Source organism: Streptomyces sp. NPDC014733, from assembly GCF_043083385.1.
Lineage (GTDB): Bacteria > Actinomycetota > Actinomycetes > Streptomycetales > Streptomycetaceae > Streptomyces.
The window spans coordinates 550,959-572,830 of record NZ_JBIBYO010000001.1 but is presented as its reverse complement, the minus strand read 5'-3'; the positions used below and the strand labels follow the sequence as shown (position 1 = coordinate 572,830).

At 73.6% G+C, this 21,872-nt stretch carries 19 protein-coding genes; 11 read left to right on the top strand and 8 right to left on the bottom strand.

Annotated elements, in window-relative coordinates; genetic code table 11:
• The first annotated feature begins 47 nt into the window (after positions 1-47).
• Entirely contained in the window at positions 48-1,586 is a 1,539-nt protein-coding gene (hutH, locus tag ACF1BH_RS02530) for a histidine ammonia-lyase (protein WP_391640989.1), read from the top strand.
• Positions 1,587-1,644: 58 nt separating this feature from the next.
• On the opposite strand, the gene ACF1BH_RS02525 is transcribed toward hutH, so the two are convergent.
• Positions 1,645-1,983 (bottom strand): LAETG motif-containing sortase-dependent surface protein, encoded by a 339-nt coding sequence (locus tag ACF1BH_RS02525; RefSeq protein ID WP_391640534.1) that lies wholly within the window; start codon positions 1,981-1,983, stop codon positions 1,645-1,647.
• A gap of 107 nt (positions 1,984-2,090) precedes the next feature.
• Between ACF1BH_RS02525 and ACF1BH_RS02520 the strand changes: the two genes are divergently transcribed.
• From ACF1BH_RS02520 to ACF1BH_RS02510, 3 genes are all read left to right on the top strand, one after another.
• Positions 2,091-2,438 (top strand): hypothetical protein, encoded by a 348-nt coding sequence (locus ACF1BH_RS02520; protein ID WP_391640533.1) that lies wholly within the window; start codon positions 2,091-2,093, stop codon positions 2,436-2,438.
• Positions 2,439-2,778: 340 nt separating this feature from the next.
• Positions 2,779-4,083 (top strand): Ig-like domain-containing protein, encoded by a 1,305-nt coding sequence (locus ACF1BH_RS02515; RefSeq protein ID WP_391640532.1) that lies wholly within the window; start codon positions 2,779-2,781, stop codon positions 4,081-4,083.
• A 166-nt stretch (positions 4,084-4,249) separates the two neighbouring features.
• Positions 4,250-5,518, top strand: coding sequence for a DUF2786 domain-containing protein (locus ACF1BH_RS02510; RefSeq protein WP_391640531.1), 1,269 nt, complete (start codon positions 4,250-4,252; stop codon positions 5,516-5,518).
• A gap of 328 nt (positions 5,519-5,846) precedes the next feature.
• On the opposite strand, the gene ACF1BH_RS02505 is transcribed toward ACF1BH_RS02510, so the two are convergent.
• The 4 genes from ACF1BH_RS02505 to ACF1BH_RS02490 form a co-directional block, all read right to left on the bottom strand.
• Entirely contained in the window at positions 5,847-7,250 is a 1,404-nt protein-coding gene (locus ACF1BH_RS02505; RefSeq protein ID WP_391640530.1) for an MFS transporter, read from the bottom strand.
• A gap of 166 nt (positions 7,251-7,416) precedes the next feature.
• On the bottom strand, positions 7,417-8,817 hold the full coding sequence (locus ACF1BH_RS02500) for a S41 family peptidase (RefSeq protein WP_391640988.1): 1,401 nt from the start codon (positions 8,815-8,817) through the stop codon (positions 7,417-7,419).
• 249 nt (positions 8,818-9,066) lie between these two features.
• Positions 9,067-9,732 (bottom strand): peptide-methionine (S)-S-oxide reductase MsrA, encoded by a 666-nt coding sequence (gene msrA / locus ACF1BH_RS02495; protein ID WP_391640529.1) that lies wholly within the window; start codon positions 9,730-9,732, stop codon positions 9,067-9,069.
• A 145-nt stretch (positions 9,733-9,877) separates the two neighbouring features.
• On the bottom strand, positions 9,878-11,017 hold the full coding sequence (locus ACF1BH_RS02490; protein WP_391640528.1) for a hypothetical protein: 1,140 nt from the start codon (positions 11,015-11,017) through the stop codon (positions 9,878-9,880).
• Positions 11,018-11,154: 137 nt separating this feature from the next.
• On the opposite strand from ACF1BH_RS02490, the gene ACF1BH_RS02485 reads away from it, so the two are divergent.
• On the top strand, positions 11,155-12,315 hold the full coding sequence (locus ACF1BH_RS02485) for a cystathionine gamma-synthase (RefSeq protein WP_391640527.1): 1,161 nt from the start codon (positions 11,155-11,157) through the stop codon (positions 12,313-12,315).
• A 109-nt stretch (positions 12,316-12,424) separates the two neighbouring features.
• Here ACF1BH_RS02485 and ACF1BH_RS02480 read toward each other — a convergent pair whose 3' ends face one another.
• Positions 12,425-12,925 carry a MarR family winged helix-turn-helix transcriptional regulator gene (locus ACF1BH_RS02480; protein ID WP_391640526.1) on the bottom strand — a complete coding sequence of 167 codons (501 nt, stop codon included), beginning with the start codon at positions 12,923-12,925 and terminating at the stop codon, positions 12,425-12,427.
• A gap of 225 nt (positions 12,926-13,150) precedes the next feature.
• Between ACF1BH_RS02480 and ilvA the strand changes: the two genes are divergently transcribed.
• Positions 13,151-14,410, top strand: a complete 1,260-nt coding sequence (gene ilvA, locus ACF1BH_RS02475; protein WP_391640525.1) for a threonine ammonia-lyase — start codon at positions 13,151-13,153, stop codon at positions 14,408-14,410.
• 143 nt (positions 14,411-14,553) lie between these two features.
• Here the strand turns inward: ilvA and greA are convergent, their stop codons facing one another.
• The gene (greA, locus tag ACF1BH_RS02470) at positions 14,554-15,051 is read right to left on the bottom strand and encodes a transcription elongation factor GreA (protein WP_391640524.1); all 498 of its coding nucleotides are present in this window, start codon (positions 15,049-15,051) and stop codon (positions 14,554-14,556) included.
• Between the two features lie 221 nt (positions 15,052-15,272).
• The gene (locus tag ACF1BH_RS02465) at positions 15,273-15,689 is read right to left on the bottom strand and encodes a DUF4307 domain-containing protein (RefSeq protein ID WP_391640523.1); all 417 of its coding nucleotides are present in this window, start codon (positions 15,687-15,689) and stop codon (positions 15,273-15,275) included.
• 130 nt (positions 15,690-15,819) lie between these two features.
• On the opposite strand from ACF1BH_RS02465, the gene mca reads away from it, so the two are divergent.
• The 5 genes from mca to ACF1BH_RS02440 all read left to right on the top strand — a co-directional run bounded on the left by mca (position 15,820) and on the right by ACF1BH_RS02440 (position 21,764).
• The gene (gene mca / locus ACF1BH_RS02460; RefSeq protein ID WP_391640522.1) at positions 15,820-16,692 is read left to right on the top strand and encodes a mycothiol conjugate amidase Mca; all 873 of its coding nucleotides are present in this window, start codon (positions 15,820-15,822) and stop codon (positions 16,690-16,692) included.
• 4 nt (positions 16,693-16,696) lie between these two features.
• Positions 16,697-16,951, top strand: a complete 255-nt coding sequence (locus ACF1BH_RS02455) for a hypothetical protein (protein WP_391640521.1) — start codon at positions 16,697-16,699, stop codon at positions 16,949-16,951.
• A gap of 173 nt (positions 16,952-17,124) precedes the next feature.
• Positions 17,125-19,200 (top strand): thioredoxin domain-containing protein, encoded by a 2,076-nt coding sequence (locus ACF1BH_RS02450; RefSeq protein WP_391640520.1) that lies wholly within the window; start codon positions 17,125-17,127, stop codon positions 19,198-19,200.
• Between the two features lie 100 nt (positions 19,201-19,300).
• Positions 19,301-20,305, top strand: coding sequence for a zinc-binding dehydrogenase (locus tag ACF1BH_RS02445; protein ID WP_391640519.1), 1,005 nt, complete (start codon positions 19,301-19,303; stop codon positions 20,303-20,305).
• 85 nt (positions 20,306-20,390) lie between these two features.
• Positions 20,391-21,764 carry an amidase gene (locus ACF1BH_RS02440; RefSeq protein ID WP_391640518.1) on the top strand — a complete coding sequence of 458 codons (1,374 nt, stop codon included), beginning with the start codon at positions 20,391-20,393 and terminating at the stop codon, positions 21,762-21,764.
• Positions 21,765-21,872 lie beyond the last annotated feature (108 nt).

Genomic DNA, 21,872 nt, shown 5'->3' with positions numbered 1-21,872 from the left:
GGTGGTGACATCCCGAGATTCACTCTCTACTGTTCGTGAATATGGATATGCACACTGTGGTGCTCGGGACGTCCGGCGTGACCGCCGAGGACGTCCTCGCCGTGGCCCGCGGCGCCGCCCGGGTCGCGCTCTCCGAGGACGCCCTCACGGCCGTCGCCGCCTCCCGTGCCGTCATCGACGACCTGGCCGCCCGGCCCGACCCCGTCTACGGCGTCTCCACCGGCTTCGGCGCCCTCGCCGTCCGCCACATCAGCCCCGATCTGCGCGCCCGCCTCCAGCGCAACATCGTCCGCTCGCACGCCGCCGGGATGGGTCCGTACGTCGAGCGCGAGGTGGTCCGCGCCCTGATGTTCCTGCGCCTGAAGACCCTCGCCTCGGGCCACACCGGCGTCCGCCCCGTCGTCGCCGAGACCATGGCCGCGCTGCTCAACGCCGGCATCACCCCGCTCGTCCACGAATACGGCTCGCTCGGCTGCTCCGGCGACCTCGCGCCGCTGTCGCACTGCGCCCTGACGCTGATGGGCGAGGGCGACGCCGAGGGGCCCGACGGCACCGTGGCGCCCGCCGCCGACCTCCTCGCCGCGCACGGCATCACCCCCGTCGCACTGCGCGAGAAGGAGGGCCTGGCGCTCCTCAACGGCACCGACGGGATGCTCGGCATGCTGGTCATGGCCTGCGCCGACCTCACCCGGCTCTACACCTGCGCCGACATCACCGCCGCGCTTTCCCTGGAGGCGCTGCTCGGCACCGACAAGGTCCTCGCACCCGAGCTGCACACCATCCGGCCGCACCCCGGCCAGGCCGCGGCCGCCGCCAACATGCGCAAGGTCCTTGCCGGTTCCGGTCTCACCGGCCACCACCAGGACGACGCGCCGCGCGTCCAGGACGCCTACTCGATCCGCTGCGCCCCGCAGGTCGCGGGCGCCGGCCGGGACACGATCGGCCATGCCCGGCTGGTCGCCGACCGCGAACTGGCCGCGGCCGTCGACAACCCGGTCGTTCTCCCCGACGGGAGGGTCGAGTCCAACGGCAACTTCCACGGCGCGCCCGTCGCATACGCCCTGGACTTCCTCGCCGTCGCCGCCGCCGACCTCGGCTCCATCGCCGAACGCCGCACCGACCGGCTGCTGGACAAGAACCGCTCGCACGGTCTGCCCGCCTTCCTCGCCGACGACCCGGGCGTCGACTCCGGTCTGATGATCGCTCAGTACACGCAGGCGGCGCTGGTCAGCGAGATGAAGCGGCTGGCGGCGCCCGCCTCCGTCGACTCCATCCCGTCCTCCGCGATGCAGGAGGACCACGTCTCCATGGGCTGGTCGGCGGCGCGCAAACTGCGGACCGCCGTCGACAACCTCGCCCGGATCCTCGCCGTCGAGCTGTACGCGGCGGCCCGTGCGGTGGAGCTGCGGGACGGCGACCGTCTGTCGCCCGCCACCCGCGCCGTCGTGGACGCGGCCCGCGCGGCCGGTGTCGCGGGCCCCGGCGGTGACCGTTTCCTCGCCCCCGACCTGGAGCGCGCCTACGCGTTCGTCCGCTCCGGCGCGCCGATCACGGCCGCGGAGACGGTCACCGGCCCGCTGGACTGAGCGGCCGGGAGCGAAAATTCATGGGCCGGCCCCAGGGCCGCCCCATGAAGTCCGTCCCCTAGTGGGCCCCGCCGTGGCTGCGTCGGACCGAGTAGCTGACCAGTCCGGCGCCGAAGGCCAGGCAGGCGGCGCCGCCGATGACGTACGGCGTGGTGTCCGGGGAGCCGGTCTCGGCGAGGGAGCGGGCGGACGCGCCGTCGGGGTGGTGCCCCGGTGCGGTCCGATCGGCGGTCACCGCATCGGAGGCCCGGGTTCCGCCGTTCGGGACGGTGGCGGCGGTGGTCCGCGTACCGGTGTCGGGGGCGTCGACGATCGCATGAGCGGACGGGACGAACCACAGGGCGATCAGCACCGACCCCGCGGCTGCGGCGGTCAGCAGCGGTCGGCGTGCGGTCACAGAACAATCCCCCTTGCAGATCCGGCGAATTGGCCGCTGACCTCAGATGTTAGTGACCGCCGCGGGTCGCGGGAAAGTCAGGCCCCGCAGTGCTTACCCTCCGTCCCATGAACAATGGCGAGACATCACGGTTTGTACGGCTTCATATCGAACTGGTCATGGAGGTCACCGACGCCGATCTGCTGACCGCCGCGGCGCTCGACCACGTCGCCGCCGACCCCTCCCTCCCGGACGGCGGACGCCGGCAGGCCCAGGAGGCGGTACGCGAGGACCCGGCGGAGGCGCTGGCCCACCTCGTCGACCCGGCCGACCTGGTCAGCGCCGTCCCCGGCACGACCCTCGCGCAGGCGTCCTGGAGCTGCGAGGAACGGGCCGACTACGACCCCGACGCGGCGTGGGACGCCGACGAGTGGGATCTGGCGAGCGATGCCGTCCCCGTCGAGGAGGAGGTCTGATCCGGCCCCGCCCGCACGGAGCGTGACCTCGGTCCGTGCGCCCCTCCGGGAGCCTCGCGCCCCCGCCCCGGCGCCCCTCACGGCCCTCGTACGGCACCCGTCGTACGAGGGCCGATCGCGTCCCCGGGAGGGCGGAGCCGCACCCCGTACGGGCCCGGAACCGTGGGCCCGTACGGGGTCGGGCCGTGATCCACGGGGCCTCCGGGGCGTGTGCCCGTGTTGGGTGTCGTTGCCCACACTTTGTCCGGATCCGATGGGTGTCACGGGAAAAATGGCGTTTCCTGGACGTCGGCCGGGGAGGCTGCACCCGGTCTGCTGCTCGGGGATTCCTATCCGATCAATGGAGAAGCGTGTGATGACGGACAGCAAGCGCCGCAAGGGCTTCATAGCCACCGCCGCGCTGGCCGGGGGCGTGGTCGTGCTCTCGGCGTGCGGCAGTGCGAGCGGCGCGGGGGGCGGCGACAGCCACGCGGGCAGCGGTGCCTCCACCCCCGCGAAGGAGAGGTCCCTGCAGGTCGACGAGGCCGCGGCACAGGACGCCTCACACGCCAAGATCAAGATCACCCCGAAGGACGGTTCGTCCACCGCGGGCATCAGCAAGGACGCGAAGGTCACCGTCAAGAGCGGCAAGCTCACCTCCGTCACCATGACCGCCGTCGACTCCAAGAAGACCGTCGCCGGCACGCTCGCCGCCGACGGCTCGTCCTGGACGCCGTCGCAGGACCTCTCGCGCGCGACGAAGTACAAGATCACCGCGCACGCCGTGGACTCCGAGGGGCGCAAGGCGGTCGAGAACTCCACCTTCACCACGGTCTCCCCGGCGAACAGCTTCATCGGCAACTTCACGCCCGAGGACGGCGCCACCGTCGGCGTCGGCATGCCGGTCTCGATCCACTTCGACAAGCCGGTCAAGAACAAGAAGGCCGTCGAGTCCGCGATCACCGTCGCCGCCGGCAGCAACCAGAAGGTCGTCGGCCACTGGTTCGACGACACCCGCCTGGACTTCCGCCCCCAGCAGTACTGGAAGGCGAACTCCGACATCACCGTGAAGCTCGCCCTCGGCGGCGTACAGGCGTCGCCCGGTGTGCAGGGCGTCCAGAACAAGACCGTCCACTTCCACGTCGGCCGCTCCCAGGTCTCCACCGTCGACGCGAAGACCCACCTCATGACGGTCGTACGGGACGGGAAGACCCTCAAGACCATCCCGATCTCGGCCGGCAGCGAGGACCACCCGACCTACAACGGCCGGATGGTGATCTCCGAGAAGTACGAGCAGACCCGCATGGACGGCTCCACCGTCGGCTTCACCAACAACGACGGCAAGGGCGAGTACGACATCCCCGACGTCCCGCACGCCATGCGCCTGTCGACCTCCGGCACCTTCATCCACGGCAACTACTGGGGCAAGGGCATCTTCGGCAACGTCAACACCAGCCACGGCTGCATCGGCCTGCCGGACGCGAAGGGCGCAGGCGACCCGTCCACGGACGGCGCCTGGTTCTTCAACCACTCGCTGATCGGCGACGTGGTGACCGTCGTCAACTCCCCGGACCACACCATCCAGCCGGAGAACGGCCTGAACGGCTGGAACATGAGCTGGCAGCAGTGGGTGGCGGGCAGCGCGCTGGGCGGCTCGGCCTCCTGAACCAGCGCTCCGGGCGGCTCGGCCGCCCGACGTGACACGTGGCTTCGGGCCCGGTCGGCGGCGGATGCCTCCGGCCGGGCCCGCGCCGTGCGGGGGGGGGCGGGCCCGGACGCCCCGGCGTGGCCGTCCGCGACGTCCGGCCGCGGCGTCTCCGTACAGTGGCCGGATGAGCGAGAGCAAGGACAGCGGCCGGGCCCGGCGCCAGGGCAACGCCGACGCGCTGGTGGGCGAGGTCCTCGGCACCGTCCGCTACGCCGCCGACGGCGGGCCCGCCGAGGACGCCGCCGAGGCGGGCGCCTCCCGGCTCGCCGCCGCCCCCGAGGGCGGCGAAGCCGTCTCCGCCGCCGTCCTGCGCGCGGCCACCGACGCCGTCCGCCGCTGCTGGGCGGGCGGCTGGGAACCCGCCGACCTGGAACGGATCATCCGCCGCGACGCCACCGACCCCGCACACACCGGGCCGGTCGTGGACGCCATCGCCGCCGACGCCCGCCGCGGCCCCCGCCCGCCGGGCGCCACCGACCGCTGGGACGCCCAGCTGCGGCAGCTCGGCGCCGAGGTCTGGTGGCCGTCCGACGGCGGCTATCTCGACGCGCTCGCCGCCCGCCGCCGCGCCACCCGCTTCGAGACGGTGTACACCGTCCTCCTCGCGCTGCGCGCCCTCGCCCGGCTGCCGCGCCTCGCCCCGCTCCCGGCCGCACCGCCGCCCGCCGCCCGCACCGCGCCCCCCGGCGCCTCCCGCGCCCTCGGCCGGATCCGCGGCCTGCTGGCCAAGGCGGAGGCGACCGACTACGCCGAGGAGGCCGAGGCGCTGTCGGCCAAGGCCCAGGAGCTGATGGCCCGGCACAGCATCGACGAGGCCCTGCTGGCCGGGGCCGGCGCGGCCGCGGGCGGCGGCCCCACCGCGATCCGCGTCGGCATCGAGGGCCCGTACGAACAGGCCAAGGCCCTCCTCCTCGACGCCGTCGCCACCGCCAACCGCTGCCAGGCCGTCTGGTCCTCCGACGTCGCCTTCTCCACCCTCGTCGGCTACGAACCCGACCTGGAGGCCGCGGAGTTGCTCTACACCTCGCTGCTCCTCCAGGCCACCACCGCCATGCACCGCGCCGCCGACGCCCACCACACCCGCGGCCGCGCCCGCCGCACCCGCGACTTCCGCCAGACCTTCCTCGTCGCCTACGCCGACCGCGTCCGCACCCGCCTGACCGCCGCGACCGAGGCGGCCACCACCGAGGCGGCCACCACCGGGGAAGCCGGCACCGGCTCCGCCGCGCACGACCTCCTCCCGGTGCTGGCCGCCCGCGCCCTGGCCGTGGAGGAAACCACCGGCACCCTCTTCCCCGACACGTCCCCCGTCCGCCTCCGCGGCCTGCACGACGCGGAGGGCTGGCACCAGGGGCGGGCGGCGGCGGACCGGGCGCGGTGGGGGGAGGGGTGAGCGTCCGGACCGGTGCGTACGGCCAAGGTCCGGCGGTGCCGAGGCCGACGCCGATGAACTCGGCTGTGCCGTCGAGCGCGGCCACCGTGGGCAGTGGCCGGGGAGCGCCTCTTGCCCCTCGGGCGTCGAGTGTGTGGACGGCGGCCTCCCGGGCCTGATGCCGGGCCACGAGCGGGGCGGGGCGTCCGAAGGCGACTTCGCACACGGGGTCCGGCCGCGGTTGTCGTGGCCGACGGGGGCCCTGTGGACGTCCCCGGGGCGATGACGAGAGATGTCGGCTGAGGGGCGGCGCCCGTGACCGGACGCCGCGGTCACGCACCGCGGCCGATCACGCCCCGTCCCCCTCCCCGCCCGTCGGGACCGCGGTCCCGGGGAGGAAGGCGGCCGTGAGGAGGCCGAGGAGGCCGATGGCGGCGAGGGTGATCATGGCGGCGGCGTAGGTGCTGGTGGTGAGTTCCGCGAGGAGGATGGTCCCGGCGATGGCAGTGCCGAGAGAGGCGCCGAGGTTGGACAGGCTGCGGGACAGACCGGCGATCTCGCCCTGCTGGGACTCGGGGAAGCTCGACTGGACGACGTTGACCGAGGGGGTCAGCATGAGGCCCAGGCTGAGCCCGATCAGGAGGAGCCCGGGGGCGAAGGCCCAGGCGCTGGGGAAGCTGTTGACCATGGTGATCAGGACGACGATGCCCCCGACGCCCAGCGCGAAGCCCGCGAGGATCAGCGTGCGCGGCGGGCGCCGTTTCGCCAGCCGCTCGGCGGCGAGGGACGAGACGAGCAGGCCGAGAGTGGCGGCGGAGAAGACGACGCCGGTCTCGACGGCGTTGTAGCCGCGCACGACCTGGAGATACGCCGCGACGGTGAAGGACGTCCCCAGCAGCAGCAGCCATTGCAGATGCTGGGTGACGAGGCCGAGGTTGGCGGTGCGGTTGCGGAACACGGCGGTGGACAGCAGCGGTTCCCGGCCGGCCGCTTCGCGGGCCCGCATCGATCTGACGAACCATGCGAGGACGAGGACACCGAGGGCGAGGAGGACGACGGCCAGCCAGACGTTGTTGTCGACGGCCAGGATGCCCACGACGACGAGGATGAGGCCGGCGGCCGAGAGGACCGCCCCGCCGGTGTCGAAGGACCGGTTCGGGTCCGGCGGCAGGGGATCGTCGAGAGCGCGGCTGAGCACGGCGATCAGGACGATGATCAGCGCCTGGAACACGAAGGCGGCCCGCCAGCCGAGCCCGGAGGTGATCACGCCGCCGATCAGCGGGCCTGCGGCGGCCCCCAACCCGCCCATCGCCATGATCACCCCGAAGGCGCGGGCCCGGGAGGCGAAGCCCGGGAACAGCAGAGTGGTCAGGACGTAGACGGGCGGGATCAGCAGCGCCGTCCCGACGCCCTGCAGAATCGAGTTGCCGAGGATCAGCCCGCCCAGCCCCGGAGCCGATGCGCTCATCAGGGCGCCGACGCCGTAGATCGTCAGCCCCACCAGGAAGCAGCGCTTACGGCCGTAACGGTCGGTCAGCTTGCCGCCGGGGATCATGAAGGCGGCCATGACCACCAGGAAGACCGTGATCGTGATCTGCACACCGTGCACGGTGGTGCCGAGGTCCCGGCTGATGTCGTTGATCATCACGTTCATGTTGGAGCCGGCGAAGCAGCAGATGAACTGCGCGAGGGCGAGCGGGGCGAGGGCCCGCCGCCCCGCCGGCGGCCGCTCCGAGGTCACTGCTTCCGTCACTCCCACCACCTCCGTCCGGAGTGGCTGGGCGGGCGCCGGGGCGCGCGGGACATCTACACCGGCCGCGCTGCGCGCCGGGCGCCCGGACCACGGCAGCCGAGGCCACTGGCAGAACGTCCTACCGTCTCAGCGTGCGCTCCCCGGGGGCCCGGCGCATGCGGAGGAGTTACCGGCTCCGGCCGTGGCGGCGCAGGGCGGCGAGCGCCCGGGTGAAGGCCGAGTCCCGGCCGCCCGTGGCGACCTCCTGGAGGAAGTCACCGGTGCGGAGGTCCGGGGGGATGCCCGGGCCGTCGAAGGTGGTGCCGGACGGGGTGAGGTACTCCTCGTTCGGCAGGCCGAAGCTCCAGCCGTTCGGGAGGGTGCGCTCCAGGACGTCCGAGAAGACGCCCTGGGTGTTCCGGCCGACCCGGAGGGCGCCGGCCGGGCGCTGCATGAGGGCCTGGGTGAGGGTTTCGCCCGCGCTGTAGGTCTCGCCGCCGGTCAGCACCGCGAGCGGGCCGGTGAACCGGAACCGGCCGGGCGTGGGCCGTACGCGTATCCGCTGCGGGTGGGTGAAGCGTTCCGCGTCGGTGGGGGAGTTGCGGGCCCGCTTGGCGTAGGCGAGGTAGGGGCGGTCGGTGAGCCGCTCGGCGACCTGGAGCGCCAGCGCGTCGGAGCCGCCGCCGTTGAGCCGCAGGTCCAGGACGAGGCGTCGCAGTCCCGGCCGGACGGTCTCGCCGAGCGCATGGTCCAGCGCGGCGCTGTTGCGGGCGTAGTCGGGACCGTTCCCGTCGTACCCGCCGAAGCCGGAGATCCGCAGATAGCCGGTGCCGTCGGGCAACTGGGCATAGCCGATACGCCCGTTGGCGAACTGCCGGAGCGGGGTACCGCCGAGGTCGCTCTGCTCGACGAAGCGTTGGACCCGCTGGTCGAGTGCGGGAGAGGGGACCGTGGTGCCCGGGCGGCTCTGCGCGAAGAAACCGGTGTCACCGGCGTCGAGGGAGACATGCGCGTCGTGCAGCGGCAGCACCATCTCCCGCAGCACGGCGAAGAGTTCGGCGGGCGCCATCCCGTCGTGCACCTCGGGCCGATAGCGGTCCCTGACCGCCTGCCAGTCGATCTTCTTGGCGGCGAAGAACGGGTAGTTCTCCTCGAAGGTCTGCCAGAAGACGTCGAAGGTGGCCAACGCTCCCTTCGGCGCGGCCTTCATACAGCTGCCGGGCAGGGCCGGTACGCGCCGCAGCCGGCGGTCGCCGACCGAGCCGTCGAGGTGCAGCGTCGCGCGGGTGCCGCCCGCGCTCGGCCGGATCCGGTAGACGGTCGCGTCGTCGCCGGTGTAGAGCACCGAACCGTTGCCGGTGGCGGTGGTGCTCCCGCCGGAGCCGCTGCCGCTCGTGCGGCGGGCGGTGGCGCCGGGCAGACAGCTCGTGGTGGTCGTCCGGTACTCCTGCAACCGCCCGTCCTGAAGGGCGAACACGGTCCCGTACCCGTCGGTGCGCCATACGCCGTCCAGCCGGCCGGCCCCGTACGGCGCGGCGGCGACGGGCCCCGCGGCCGCCGCGGCGCCTGCCGCGACGGCCAGCACCACGGCGACCGCGGCCCCCTTCCGCCACGACCACTTCCCGCACCCGCCACCCGCCCCGCCCGTCGCCCCACTCCTGATGCGCACGTGCGCCCCTCCCCGTCGGCCGTCTCAACTCCTGTCACACCAGGATCTGAGAAGGGGGCCCGGCCCGGAATGCGGCTGCCCGGCCGGTACGAACGGGGGCTGGCCCCACCCCCGGGCCCAAGGGCGGGCCCGGGCGGGACGGCCGGCGGGGCGCCGCCGCCCCGCCGCTCACCCGTCGGCCGGGGCCACCCCGACCGGGCAGGACACCCCCGTCCCCCCGATCCCGCAGTACCCGGCCGGGTTCTTGTCGAGGTACTGCTGGTGGTACCCCTCGGCCGGGTAGAAGGGGCGATCGGTGGCGGGCAGGATTTCGGTGGTGATGTCGCCGTAGCCGCGGGAGCGCAGGGTTGCGGCGTAGGCGTCGCGGGAGGCTTCGGCGGCCTGCTGCTGGGCGGGGGAGTGGGTGTAGACGGCGGAGCGGTACTGCGTGCCGACGTCGTTGCCCTGGCGGAAGCCCTGGGTCGGGTCGTGGGACTCCCAGAAGAGCTTCAGGAGTGTGGTGTACGGGACGACGGCGGGGTCGTAGACGACGCGGACGGCCTCGGTGTGGCCGGTGTGGCCGCTGCAGACCTCTTCGTACGTCGGGTTCGGGGTGTGGCCGCCCTGATAGCCGACGAGGGTGGTGTGGACGCCCTCGGTCTGCCAGAACTTCCGCTCGGCGCCCCAGAAGCAGCCGAGGCCGAAGTCGGCGGTCTCGGTGCCCTCCGGGTACGGGCCGAGCAGGGGGGTGCCGAGGACGGTGTGGCGGTCGGGGACGGCGAACTCCCGTTCCGGGCGGCCCTTGAGGGCTTCCTCGGGGGTGGGGAGGTGGTTCTTGAAGCGGGAGAACAGCATCGCGATCAGGCTCCGGGGACGACGGCGGGTGGTGGCAGGCGGCCGCCTGCCGTGAGGACCGTGGCGTCAGCCACAACACCGGGCGGGGCGGTGGCATTCCGGGCGGGTGGGGCCGGCTGCCGTCCCCGCGGGCCGCTGCCCGCCCTCACTCCGGCCGTACGCCCCCCGTGGCCGTCCCCCCGCTCCGCTCCCAGCCGGCCACGGCGAGGGCGCGGTAGGCCGCGTACTCGGCCGCCGGGCTGTGACCGTACGACCACGGGACGGCGCCCACGTGGCCGTCCACCTCGCGCAGCTGGTCCAGGGCCTCGCCGTAGCGTTCGGCGCGGACCAGGAACCAGATCAGCAGGTGGCGGACGTGCGGGGCCATCGGGTGGTCCGCGGGGGCCTCCCGGAGGGCGTAGTGGGCGCCCTCGACGGCCCGCTCGATCACGGCGCTCTGGTACAGGCCGCGGACCATGTTGGCCTCGGGGAGGTGCTCGTAGACGGCGAAGAGCGGCAGGGCCGGGAGGAGGCTGCCCTTGGGAGCCCCGGAGGCGGCGCGCTCGGCGAACGCCTCCGCCTCCTCGCGGGAGCCGTGCCACTTCTGCGACCAGTAGGGGAGCGCCGCGAGGTGCGCGCCCATGTGGTGCGGGGCGCGGCGGGCGACCTTCTCCCACAGCTCGGCGTAGTCGGCGGGGCGGTCGTGCAGCCCCCGGGCGACGGCCAGCTCGATGACGTACGGGATCGGGCTGCCCGGGGCCAGCAGGGCCGCCTCGCCGCAGACCGTCCGGGCCTCCTCCAGGATCATCCGGAAGTCCTCCGAGCCCGGGTCCCGCAGCGCCTGGAGGACGAGGAACTGGGCGTGCGTCTGCGCGCCCCCGGCGTCCTTCGGGTCCTCCAGCCGCCAGCGCCGCAGCCACACCCCGCCGCTGCGCGGCACGTCGGGCGCGGCGTCCGGGGCGTCCTGCTCCCGGGCCAGCTCGAAGGCGGCCGCCCCGGCCAGCGTCTGGACCCGCTGCCAGCGCCGCTCGTCGTCCTCCGGGGTGGCCCGCAGCAGCGCCGCCGCCGGGCGCCAGTCGTGGTCGCGCCGGATCCCGTCGAGGACGTGCGCCAGCTCCTCGTCCGGGCCCGGCAGACGGACGTCGAGCGCGTCGAGCGGGACGAAGCCGTAGCCCGCCACCGGGTCGGAGACCTGCGGCGGGCCCTGCTGCCGGAACTGTCCGGCGGCCCGCCGGCGGCGCAGCCAGGGCAGGAGGACGAGACCGCCGAACGCGGTGGCGGCGAGGAGTACGAGCAGAGCGTCCATGAGGTGGTGTCCCGGTCGGAGGCAGGGCCGGCGGAGCGGCGGACGGGCGAGGTGCGCACGTCCTGCTCTCTCCACTCCCCAGCGAACCAGAAAGTTCCGCGGATCGTCCCGCCCCGGGGCGACTACCCTCGCTATCCATGAGCGAACAGCGCGACCAGCGCCACCAGCACTTCGAAACCCTCGCCATCCACGCAGGTCAGGAGCCCGACGAGGCGACCGGCGCGGTGGTGCCGCCCATCTACCAGGTGTCCACCTACAAGCAGGACGGCGTCGGCGGTCTGCGCGGCGGCTACGAGTACAGCCGCAGCGCCAATCCGACCCGCACCGCCCTTGAGGAGAACCTCGCCGCCCTCGACGGGGGCCGCCGCGGACTGGCCTTCGCCTCCGGCCTCGCCGCCGAGGACTGCCTGCTGCGCACGTTGCTGTCCCCCGGCGACCACGTCGTCATCCCCAACGACGCCTACGGCGGCACCTTCCGGCTGTTCGCCAAGGTCGCGGAGCGCTGGGGCGTGGAATGGTCGGTCGCCGACACCTCCGACCCGGAGGCGGTCCGCGCCGAACTGCGTCCGCGGACGAAGGCGGTCTGGGTGGAGACGCCCAGCAATCCGCTGCTCGGCATCAGCGACATCGCGGCGCTCGCCGCCGTCGCCCGGGAGGCCGGCGCCCGTCTCGTCGTCGACAACACCTTCGCCAGCCCGTACCTCCAGCAGCCGCTGGCGCTCGGCGCGGACGTCGTCGTCTACTCCACGACCAAGTACATGGGCGGCCACTCCGACGTGGTCGGCGGCGCCCTCGTGGTCGGTGACGACGCCCTCGGTGAGGAGCTGGCCTACCACCAGAACGCGATGGGTGCGGTCGCCGGGCCGTTCGACGCGTGGCTGGTGATGCGCGGCATCAAGACCCTCGCCATCCGGATGGACCGGCACAGCGCCAACGCCGCCCGGGTGGCGGAGCTGCTGACCGCGCACCCCAAGGTGACGCAGGTGTACTACCCGGGGCTGCCGCAGCACCCGGGGCACGAGATCGCCGCCAAGCAGATGCGTTCCTTCGGCGGCATGGTGTCGTTCCGCGTCGCCGGGGGCGAGCAGGCCGCCGTCGACGTCTGCGACCGCGCGAAGCTGTTCATCCTCGGGGAGTCGCTGGGCGGCGTCGAGTCGCTCATCGAGCACCCGGGCCGGATGACGCACGCCTCGACGGCCGGTTCCGCGCTGGAGGTCCCCGCCGACCTGGTCCGTCTCTCCGTCGGCATCGAGTCGATCGACGACCTGCTCGCCGACCTCACCCAGGCGCTGGGCTGAGCGTCCGGAGCCCGTACGGCCACCCGTAGGGGACGGCCGTACGGGCTCCGTGCCCGGGGCGTGCGTCGTTCTCCGGCGCGCTCCGGGGCAGACCCCTACGGGCTCGGGCTCAGGAGGCCGCGCCGGGCGGCGGCATCGTCGCGGTGACGGCGGCGAGGGAGACGTTGAAACGGGTCAACAGCGTGCAGAAGACGGCGCGTTCCTCCTCCGTCCACTCGTCGGTGACCATCTCCATCAGGGCGCGGCGCGAGGCCCGGACCTCGCCGAGGCGGGTGCGGCCGCGTTCGGAGAGCTGGAGGACGACCGCCCGGCCGTCCTCGGGGTGCGTGGCGCGGTTGACCAGCCCGGACTCGACCAGCGGGGCGACCTGCCGGGTGACGGTCGAGGAGTCGATCCCCATCCCGGCGGCGAGCGCCTTGACGCCCATCGGACCTTCCTGGTCCAGGCGGTTGAGCAGCAGATACGCGGCGCGGTCCATGGAGTTGCGCGCCTGGCCGACCCCGCCGAGGCGGCTCTGTTCGGCACGCCGGGCGAACACGGCCACTTGGTGCTGCAGCGTGTCCAGAACGGCGGGATCGGTGGGGGTCGTCATGTCCGAAGAGGTGGGCATGGCCGGGAGCTCGCTTCATGGGGGGCTGAGGGACCGGTGGACAAGGTTACGCGGAAGTGGCCGGAGACCGTCCGCCGAAAACCGCTACGACCCGGACCGGGCCCGACCCGTAAGGGCGTGCGGTCACTCACCGGGCGCCGGGCCGGGCCGGGCCGTGCTCCTCCGCCCCTGTCCGCACCTTGGCCGGAAAAGGCCCGGGGGACGCCGGACTGCCAGACTGACGTCATGCCCGACCACACGTCGTCTCCGCACCCCGCGGCCCCCAGGCGGGACGCGGCCGCGCTCACCGTCGAGGACGTCCGCGAGGCACACAAGCTGCTCTCCGGCGTCGCCCGCGCCACCGCCCTGGAGAGCAGCCGCCACCTCTCCGGGCTGATCGGTGCCCCGGTCCACCTCAAGTGCGAGAACCTCCAGCGCACCGGCTCCTTCAAGATCCGCGGCGCATACGTCCGGATCGCCCGGCTGACGGCGGCCGAGCGGGCGACCGGGGTGGTGGCGGCGAGCGCCGGGAACCACGCCCAGGGTGTGGCGCTGGCGGCCTCGCTGCTCGGGGTGCGGTCGACGGTGTTCATGCCGGTCGGCGCCCCGCTGCCGAAGGTCGCCGCGACCCGCGACTACGGCGCCGAGGTGCGGCTGCACGGCCAGGTGGTCGACGAGACGCTGGCCGCCGCCCAGGAGTACGCGCACCGCACCGGCGCGGTCTTCCTCCACCCCTTCGACCACCGGGACGTCATCGCCGGTCAGGGCACCGTCGGGCTGGAGATCCTGGAGCAGTGCCCGGAGGTGCGCACCATCGTGGTCGGAGTCGGCGGCGGCGGGCTGGCCGCCGGGGTGGCCGTCGCGGTCAAGGCGCTGCGCCCGGACGTCCGGGTCGTCGGCGTCCAGGCGGCCGGCGCGGCCTGCTACCCGCCGTCGCTGGCCGCCGGACACCCGGTGGCGGTCGAGGGGCTGTCGACGATGGCCGACGGCATCAAGGTGGGGCGGCCCGGTGATGTCCCGTTCCGGATCGTCGAGGAGCTGGTGGACGAGGTCCGTACGGTCTCCGAGGACGCGCTGGCCGGGGCGCTGCTGCTCTGTCTGGAGCGGGCGAAGCTGGTGGTGGAGCCCGCCGGGGCGAGCCCGGTGGCGGCGCTGCTGAGCGACCCGGGGGCGTTCGAGGGCCCGGTCGTCGCGGTGCTGTCGGGCGGCAACGTCGATCCGCTGCTGATGCAGCGGATCCTCCGCCACGGCATGGCCGCCGCCGGCCGCTACCTCTCGCTGCGGCTGCGGCTGACCGACCGCCCCGGGGCGCTCGCGACGCTCCTCGGCGTGCTGTCGGAGGCCGACGCCAACGTCCTCGACGTCGGCCATGTCCGCACCGGCCCGCGGCTGGGCCTGACCGAGGTCGAGGTGGAGCTCCAGCTGGAGACCTCGGGCCCCGAGCACCGCGCCGAGGTCACGGCGGCGCTGCGGGACGCGGGCTACCCGGTGTCGGAAGCGGAGTGAGCCGCGCCGGGGCCCCGGTTCCCGCGCGGCGTCCGCGCGCCGGGACACGGGAAGCCCGCGCCCCGGACACGGCGAAGCGGCCCGGAGCATCGCGCTCCGGGCCGCTTCCGCGTACGTCGTGTATCAGCCGGAATACGGCGTGATCAGCCCGAGTACGGCTTGGCTTCGAGAATCCTCACGCTGGCCTTCTTGCCGTTCGGCAGCTCGTACTCCGCGTCGGCGCCGACCTTCTTGCCGTTCACGCCCTCGCCCAGCGGGGACTGCGGCGAGTACGTCTCGATGTCCGAGCTGGCGTACTCGCGCGAGGCGAGCAGGAACTCCAGGGTGTCGTCCGGGTCTCCGTCGAACGCGATGGTGACGACCATGCCGGGAGCGACGACACCGGTGGCGGCGGGGGCCTCGCCGACCTTCGCGGTCTGCAGCAGCTGGGTGAGCTGGCGCACGCGAAGCTCCTGCTTGCCCTGCTCCTCCTTGGCCGCGTGGTACCCGGCGTTCTCCTTCAGGTCACCTTCCTCGCGGGCCGCCGCGATCTTCTCGGTGATCTCGGCGCGTGCGGGACCAGACAGGTACTCCAGCTCGGCCTTGAGCTGGTCGTACGCCTCCTGGGTCAGCCAGGTGACGCTTTCGCTGGTCTGGGTCACAGGTGCTCCTCGTCGGTACTGGGGATAAATCAAACGCCCTACCAGGGAAGGATTGCGCCTTCACGGGTGGGCGAAACCACGAGCCTAACAATTCCGGCACAAAACGGGGAAGAGGAAATTTCCAGGGAACCTCCCTGAGCGTGAAATCCCCAGGTCGGAAGGGGTGCCCGCGCGTCGGTCCGGCGATCACCCGGGCATGCCGGGGACCGGAGGGCCCGCGGTCAGCGACCGGCGGAGGACGCGGACGCGCAGCCGACCAGCTCCGCCGCCGTCGCCCGGCCCGTCGTCCGCAGCGTCACCTCGGTGTCGATCTGCTCCCCACGCCCGCCGACGGTGACGTCCTTGCGCCCCACCTCGGCCTTGTCCGCGGAGAGCACCCGCAGCGTGCACACACCCGTGGCATCCCGGTCCTTGACGACCTCCAGATGCACCTTCACCGTGCCGTCCGGCACCGCTTCCCAGGTGATCACGCGTCCGCTGACCTGCTGGCCGCCGATGTACGAGATCCCGCACCAGGCGACCACGCCGAGCAGCGCCGCTCCCAGCACCCCGCCGACGATCTTCAGCCCGCGGTCGTTCCGGCCGTTCGAGGACCTTCCGTAGCGGCCTTCGGGGAGCCCCTCGCGTACCGCGGTCATGCTCTGTCCTCCTGCTACCGGGGCCGGGAAACGTCCGGCCTCGTGGGTTCCCCGTCCGGGGAATACACGGCCCCCTCGCTTCGGTCACTATAGGAGGCATCTTCTCCCAGCCTTTACTGAGGATCGAGTCTTGACTGAGCAGCTGCGATTGATGGCGGTCCACGCCCACCCCGACGACGAGTCGAGCAAGGGTGCGGCCACCATGGCCAAGTACGTGTCCGAGGGGGTGGACGTGCTGGTCGCCACCTGCACGGGCGGGGAGCGGGGCTCGATCCTCAACCCCAAGCTCCAGGGCGACCCGTACATCGAGGAGCACATCCACGAGGTACGCAAGAAGGAGATGGACGAGGCCCGGGAGATCCTGGGCGTCAAGCAGGAGTGGCTGGGATTCGTCGACTCCGGGCTCCCCGAGGGGGACCCGCTGCCGCCGCTGCCGGACGGCTGCTTCGCTCTTCAGGATGTCGAGGCGGCGGCCGAGCCGCTGGTGAAGCTGATCCGCTCGTTCAAGCCGCAGGTGATCACGACCTACGACGAGAACGGCGGGTACCCGCACCCCGACCACATCATGACCCACAAGATCACGATGGTGGCCTTCGAGGCGGCCGGCGACCCGGAGAAGTACCCCACCGCCGGCGAGCCCTGGCAGCCGCGGAAGCTCTACTACAACCAGGGCTTCAACCGCCCCCGCACCGTCGCCCTCCACGAGGCGCTGCTGGCCCGCGGCATGGAGTCCCCGTACGGCGAGTGGCTGGAGCGCTGGAAGCAGTTCGAGCGGCGCGAGCGCACGCTGACCACGTACGTTCCCTGCGCCGACTTCTTCGAGGTCCGCGACAAGGCACTGATCGCCCACGCCACGCAGATCGACCCCGACGGCGGCTGGTTCCGTGTCCCGATGGACATCCAGCAGGAGGTCTGGCCGACGGAGGAGTACGAGCTGGCGAAGTCGCTCGTGGACACTTCCCTCCCCGAGGACGACCTCTTCGCGGGCATCCGCAACAATTGACCTCATGATGAGCGCGACCAGCACCCTCGCCCTGACGCACTTCGTCGCCCTTGCCGACTCGTTCGACAAGGACAAGGTGACCCCCGGCATCCTCGGCTTCATCGTCTTCGCGGTCATCGGCGGCGCCGTATGGCTGCTGATGAAGTCCATGAACCGCCACATGGGCAAGGTGGACTTCGAGGAGAAGGAGGCGGCGACCGCTGCCTCCTCCACCGGTTCCCCCGCCTCCGCCCCCAAGGGAGAGGCGGAAGCCGGCTGATTCCTTGACCGGCTGATCCCTCGGCCGGGGTCTGGGCGGGAGTGCCCGGGGCCCGGCCGAGGGCCGCGGGTCGTTGCCCACGGTGGCCGGCCCGCCCCGGTCCGTTCCTCCCCCGGGGCGCCACACCGTCCCGCGCCCCACCGCCCCCGTTCCCCGTACGCGAGGATGGCCCCATGGCCAACCGACTCGCGCACGCCACCTCGCCCTATCTGCTTCAGCACGCCGACAACCCCGTCGACTGGTGGCCCTGGGAGGCCGCGGCGTTCGAGGAGGCGCGGCGGCGTGATGTGCCCGTCTTTCTGAGTGTCGGGTACAGCGCCTGCCATTGGTGTCATGTCCTCGCAGAAGAAAGCTTCGAGGACGAGGCGACGGCCGCGTTCATGAATGAGCACTTCGTGTCCGTGAAGGTGGACCGGGAGGAGCGGCCCGACGTCGACGCGGTGTACATGGAGGCGGTGCAGGCGGCCACGGGGCAGGGCGGGTGGCCGATGTCCGTGTTCATGACGCCGGACGGGGAGCCGTTCTACTTCGGGACGTACTTTCCGCCGGAGCCGCGGCACGGGATGCCGTCGTTCCGGCAGGTGCTGGAGGGGGTGCGCGGCGCCTGGGCGGAGCGGCGCGGGGAGGTCGGGGAGGTCGCCGGGCGGATCGCCGCGGATCTGGCCGGGCGGTCCCTGGCGGGGTCGCTGTCGGCCGACGCGCCTCCCGGGCCGGGGGATCTGGCCGCCGCCCTGATGGCGCTGACCAGGGACTTCGACGCGGTGCGCGGCGGGTTCGGCGGGGCGCCGAAGTTTCCGCCGGCGATGGTGCTGGAGTTTCTGCTGCGGCACCACGCGCGGACGGACTCCGAGGGCGCCGTGGAGATGGTCGAGGCGACGTGCGAGGCGATGGCGCGCGGCGGGATCCACGATCAGCTCGGCGGCGGGTTCGCGCGGTACGCCGTCGATGCGACGTGGACGGTGCCGCACTTCGAGAAGATGCTGTACGACAACGCGCTGCTCTGCCGCGTCTACGCGCATCTGTGGCGGGCCACCGGCTCCGGCACCGCCCGCCGCGTCGCGCTCACCACCGCCGACTTCATGGTGCGGGAACTCCGCACCGTCCAGGGCGGGTTCGCCTCCGCGCTGGACGCGGACAGCGAGGTCGTACCGGACGGCGAGGACGGTCCGGGCGGCGGACGCCACGCCGAGGGCGCGTATTACGTATGGACCCCTGACCAGTTGCGGGCGGTGCTCGGGGAGGCGGACGGGGAGTTCGCCGCCGGGTACTTCGGGGTGACCGGGGACGGCACCTTCGAGGAGGGCGCCTCGGTGCTGCAACTCCCGGACGGGGTCGGCCCGGTGGACGCCGAGCGGGTCCGGTCGGTGCGCGAGCGGCTGCTGGCGGCGCGGGACGAGCGGCCGCGCCCCGGGCGGGACGACAAGATCGTCGCGTCCTGGAACGGGCTGGCGATCGCCGCGCTCGCCGAGACCGGCGCCTACTTCGACCGGCCGGACCTCGTCCAGGCCGCCACGGACGCCGCCGACCTGCTCGTCCGCGTCCACATGGACGGGCAGGCGCGGCTGCACCGCACCTCCCGGGACGGCGTCGCCGGCGACAACGGCGGCGTCCTGGAGGACTACGCGAACGTCGCCGAGGGCTTCCTCACCCTCGCCTCCGTCACCGGCGAGGGCGTCTGGGTGGACTTCGCGGGCTTCCTCCTCGACACGGTGCTGGTGCAGTTCCGGGCCGAGGACGGTTCCCTCTACGACACCGCGGCGGACGCCGAGGCGCTGATCCGCCGCCCGCAGGACCCGACGGACAACGCCACCCCGTCCGGCTGGACCGCCGCCGCCGGGGCCCTGCTCTCCTACGGGGCGCTCACCGGCAGCGCCCCGCACCGGGAGGCGGCCGAGCAGGCGCTCACCGTGGTGACGGCGCTGGCCGGGCGGGCGCCGAGGTTCATCGGCTGGGGGCTGGCCGTCGCGGAGGCGGCGCTGGACGGGCCGCGGGAGATCGCCGTCGTCGGCCCGCCGGACGACGCGGCCACCCGGGCGCTGCACCGCACCGCGCTGCTCGGCAACACCCCCGGCGCGGTCGTCGCGCTCGGCGAGCCGGGCACGGACGACGCGGACGCGGTGGCGCTGCTCCGGGACCGGCCGCTGGTCGACGGTGCCCCCGCCGCGTACGTCTGCCGCCACTTCACCTGCGAACAGCCGGTCACCGACCCGGACGAGCTGGGTGGCCGGCTCCGCGGGACGGTGCGGTGACCGGCGGGCACCGACAGCACGGGCGGCGGTGCCTCGGTCGGAAGTGCTCCGCCCAATGACGGAGTTGACTCCGGTGCGTAATCGGGCGTGAGATCGGTACATGACTCAGCGCACCGCACGTGAAGTTCATCTGACGGCCCGTCCCGAGGGGCCGGTCACCGACGCGCTCTTCGAGATCGTGGAGGTGCCGGTCCCCGAGCCCGCGCCCGGGCAGGTTCTGGTGCGCAACACCCTGATGAGCGTCGCCGCCGTGATGCGCACCCTCATGGACGAGTCCAGCGTGGTGCCGCTGACGCCGTTCGCGCTGGGCGAGCCGCTGAGCGGACCGGCCGTCGGCGAGGTCGTCGCCGCGCCCGGCGGCGAGGCGGCCGTCGGCGATCTGGTGCAGCACCGCCTCGGCTGGCGCGAGTACGCGCTGGTGGACGCCGGGGCCGTGCAGCGGATCGACCCGGCGGAGCTGCCCGACCCGGCCGCCCACCTCTCGCAGGGGCCCACCGCGTGGATGGGCATCGTCCGGGGCGCCGAAGTGCGGCCCGGGGACACCGTGTTCATCAGCGGCGCGGCCGGCGGCGTCGGCTCGCTGGCCGGGCAGATCGCCCGGGAGCGGGGCGCCGCCCGGGTCATCGGCAGCACCGGTTCGCAGGCCAAGGCCGACTGCCTGGTCGAGAACCTCGGCTACGACGCCGTGGTGATCCGCGGCGCCGGGCCGATCGAGGAGCAGCTGCGCGAGGCCGCCCCGGAGGGCGTCGACGCGGTCTTCGACAACGTCGGCGGTGAGCAGCTGCGCGCCGCGTTCGCGGTGGCCAACCGCGGTGCCCGGATCGCGGTCGTCGGTTCGCTCGCCGCGCAGATGGGCGGGGACGGCTCGGCCCCGCTGGAGATCGACACGCTCTCGCTGCTCGGCCGCGGCATCACACTGCGCGGCGTCGCCCTCCACGACCACCTCGACCTGATCCCGGAGTGGAACGCCCGCTTCGGCAAGGGCCTGCGGGACGGCACGTTCACCTTCCCGCACAGCCGTCTGCACGGCATCGAGCAGGCGCCGACCGCCCTGCGGGAGCTGACCGAGGGACGCCACATGGGCGCGGTGATCGTGGAGTTGTGAGCCGGGCGGGGCGGCGGCGCCCGTGGCGCGCGGCGTCTTGCGGCTTCCGCCCCCGCCCCGTATCCCGCGGTTGTAGCCTGCCGCCGTGGACAGCTTGCTCCGGAACCGCTCACTCGTCCGGGAGGCCGCGGCGCTGCGGTCCGGTGCGGACGACCCCGTGGCGGCGGCGCGCCGCACCTGCGACCGCATCGACGCCGTCGACCCGCACCTCCTCGCCTTCGTGCCCGAACCGGACCGGCGGGAGCGGCTGTCGGCCGCGGCCGAACGTGCCGTCGCCGCGTGGGACAGCGCGACGGCGGGCGCCCCGGACCGCGCCCACCGCCCCGCCAAACCGCCGCTGTACGGCGTGCCGGTCGGGGTGAAGGACATCATCCGGGTCGACGGGCTGCCGACCCGCGCGGGCTCCGTGCTGCCGCCCGGTGTGCTCGCCGGTCCGCAGGCGGCGGTCGTGGACCGGCTGGTCGCGGCGGGCGCGCTGATCGCGGGGAAGACGGTGACGGCGGAGTTCGCGGTCACCGCGCCGGGCCCGACCCGCAATCCGCACCACGTCGCGCACACGCCGGGCGGTTCGAGCAGCGGCTCGGCGGCGGCCGTCGCGGCGGGCATGGTGCCGCTGGCCCTCGGCACCCAGACCGTCGGCTCGATGATCCGCCCGGCCGCGTACTGCGGCATCGTCGGCTTCAAACCGAGCTTCGACCGCGTCCCGACCGCCGGGGTGATCCCCAACGCGGTCAGCTTCGACACCGTCGGCTGGTACGCGCAGGACGTCGCGGGCGCCGCGCTGGCCGCCCCGGTGCTGTGCGACGGCTGGCCGGACGGTACGGAAGCGGCGCCCGGCCGGCCGGTGCTGGGGGTCCCGGTCGGCCCGTATCTGCGCCGCGCGGACGACGAGGCGCTGGCCGCCCTCCAGGCACAGCGGGAGGTGCTGCGCCGCGCCGGGTACACCGTCGTCGAGGTGGCGGTGATGGCGGACTTCGAGGAGATCGTCACCCAGCTGTTCACCATGAACCGCTATGAGGTCGCCCGCGCGCACACCGAGTGGTACGCGCGCTTCGGCGAGCTCTACCGGGAGCAGACCGCGACCGCCCTGCACGAGGGCCACGCCGTCACGGACACCGCCTACGAGGCGGCGCGCGCCCGGCGCGCCGCATTCCGCGACGAGCTGGACGCGGCGCGGCGGGCGGCCGGCGCCGACCTGTGGCTCGCCCCCGCGGCCACCGGCCCGGCCCCCTTCGGTCTGGGCTCCACCGGTACGTCGGTGATGTGCCTGCCGTGGAGCAACGCCGGTCTGCCGTCGGTGAGTCTGCCCGCCGGGTACGCCGCGAACGGTCTGCCGCTCGGCCTCCAGCTGGTGGGCCCGTACGGCTCCGATCCGGAGGTTCTCGCCTGGGCGGCGGGTATCGAGGAGGCGCTGCGGGCGGGCGGCGCGGTGGCCGCCGGGGCCGCGGGCGAGGGCTGAGCCCGGCGGTGACCGCCCCCGTTCACCCTGGCGTGGGCATGGCACCGCGAGCGGCTGTCACTCCTTGGGGTGGGCCTGCGGACGGGGGACTTGGGACGGTCTTGGGGC

Coding starts and splice junctions, on each gene's coding strand:
- hutH (WP_391640989.1), top strand. CDS start 48: ATGCACACTGTGGTGCTCGGGACGTCCGGCGTGACCGCCGAGGACGTC.
- ACF1BH_RS02520 (WP_391640533.1), top strand. CDS start 2,091: ATGAACAATGGCGAGACATCACGGTTTGTACGGCTTCATATCGAACTG.
- ACF1BH_RS02515 (WP_391640532.1), top strand. CDS start 2,779: ATGGAGAAGCGTGTGATGACGGACAGCAAGCGCCGCAAGGGCTTCATA.
- ACF1BH_RS02510 (WP_391640531.1), top strand. CDS start 4,250: ATGAGCGAGAGCAAGGACAGCGGCCGGGCCCGGCGCCAGGGCAACGCC.
- msrA (WP_391640529.1), bottom strand. CDS start 9,732: ATGCTGTTCTCCCGCTTCAAGAACCACCTCCCCACCCCCGAGGAAGCC.
- ACF1BH_RS02490 (WP_391640528.1), bottom strand. CDS start 11,017: ATGGACGCTCTGCTCGTACTCCTCGCCGCCACCGCGTTCGGCGGTCTC.
- ACF1BH_RS02485 (WP_391640527.1), top strand. CDS start 11,155: ATGAGCGAACAGCGCGACCAGCGCCACCAGCACTTCGAAACCCTCGCC.
- ACF1BH_RS02480 (WP_391640526.1), bottom strand. CDS start 12,925: ATGCCCACCTCTTCGGACATGACGACCCCCACCGATCCCGCCGTTCTG.
- ilvA (WP_391640525.1), top strand. CDS start 13,151: ATGCCCGACCACACGTCGTCTCCGCACCCCGCGGCCCCCAGGCGGGAC.
- ACF1BH_RS02465 (WP_391640523.1), bottom strand. CDS start 15,689: ATGACCGCGGTACGCGAGGGGCTCCCCGAAGGCCGCTACGGAAGGTCC.
- ACF1BH_RS02455 (WP_391640521.1), top strand. CDS start 16,697: ATGATGAGCGCGACCAGCACCCTCGCCCTGACGCACTTCGTCGCCCTT.
- ACF1BH_RS02450 (WP_391640520.1), top strand. CDS start 17,125: ATGGCCAACCGACTCGCGCACGCCACCTCGCCCTATCTGCTTCAGCAC.
- ACF1BH_RS02445 (WP_391640519.1), top strand. CDS start 19,301: ATGACTCAGCGCACCGCACGTGAAGTTCATCTGACGGCCCGTCCCGAG.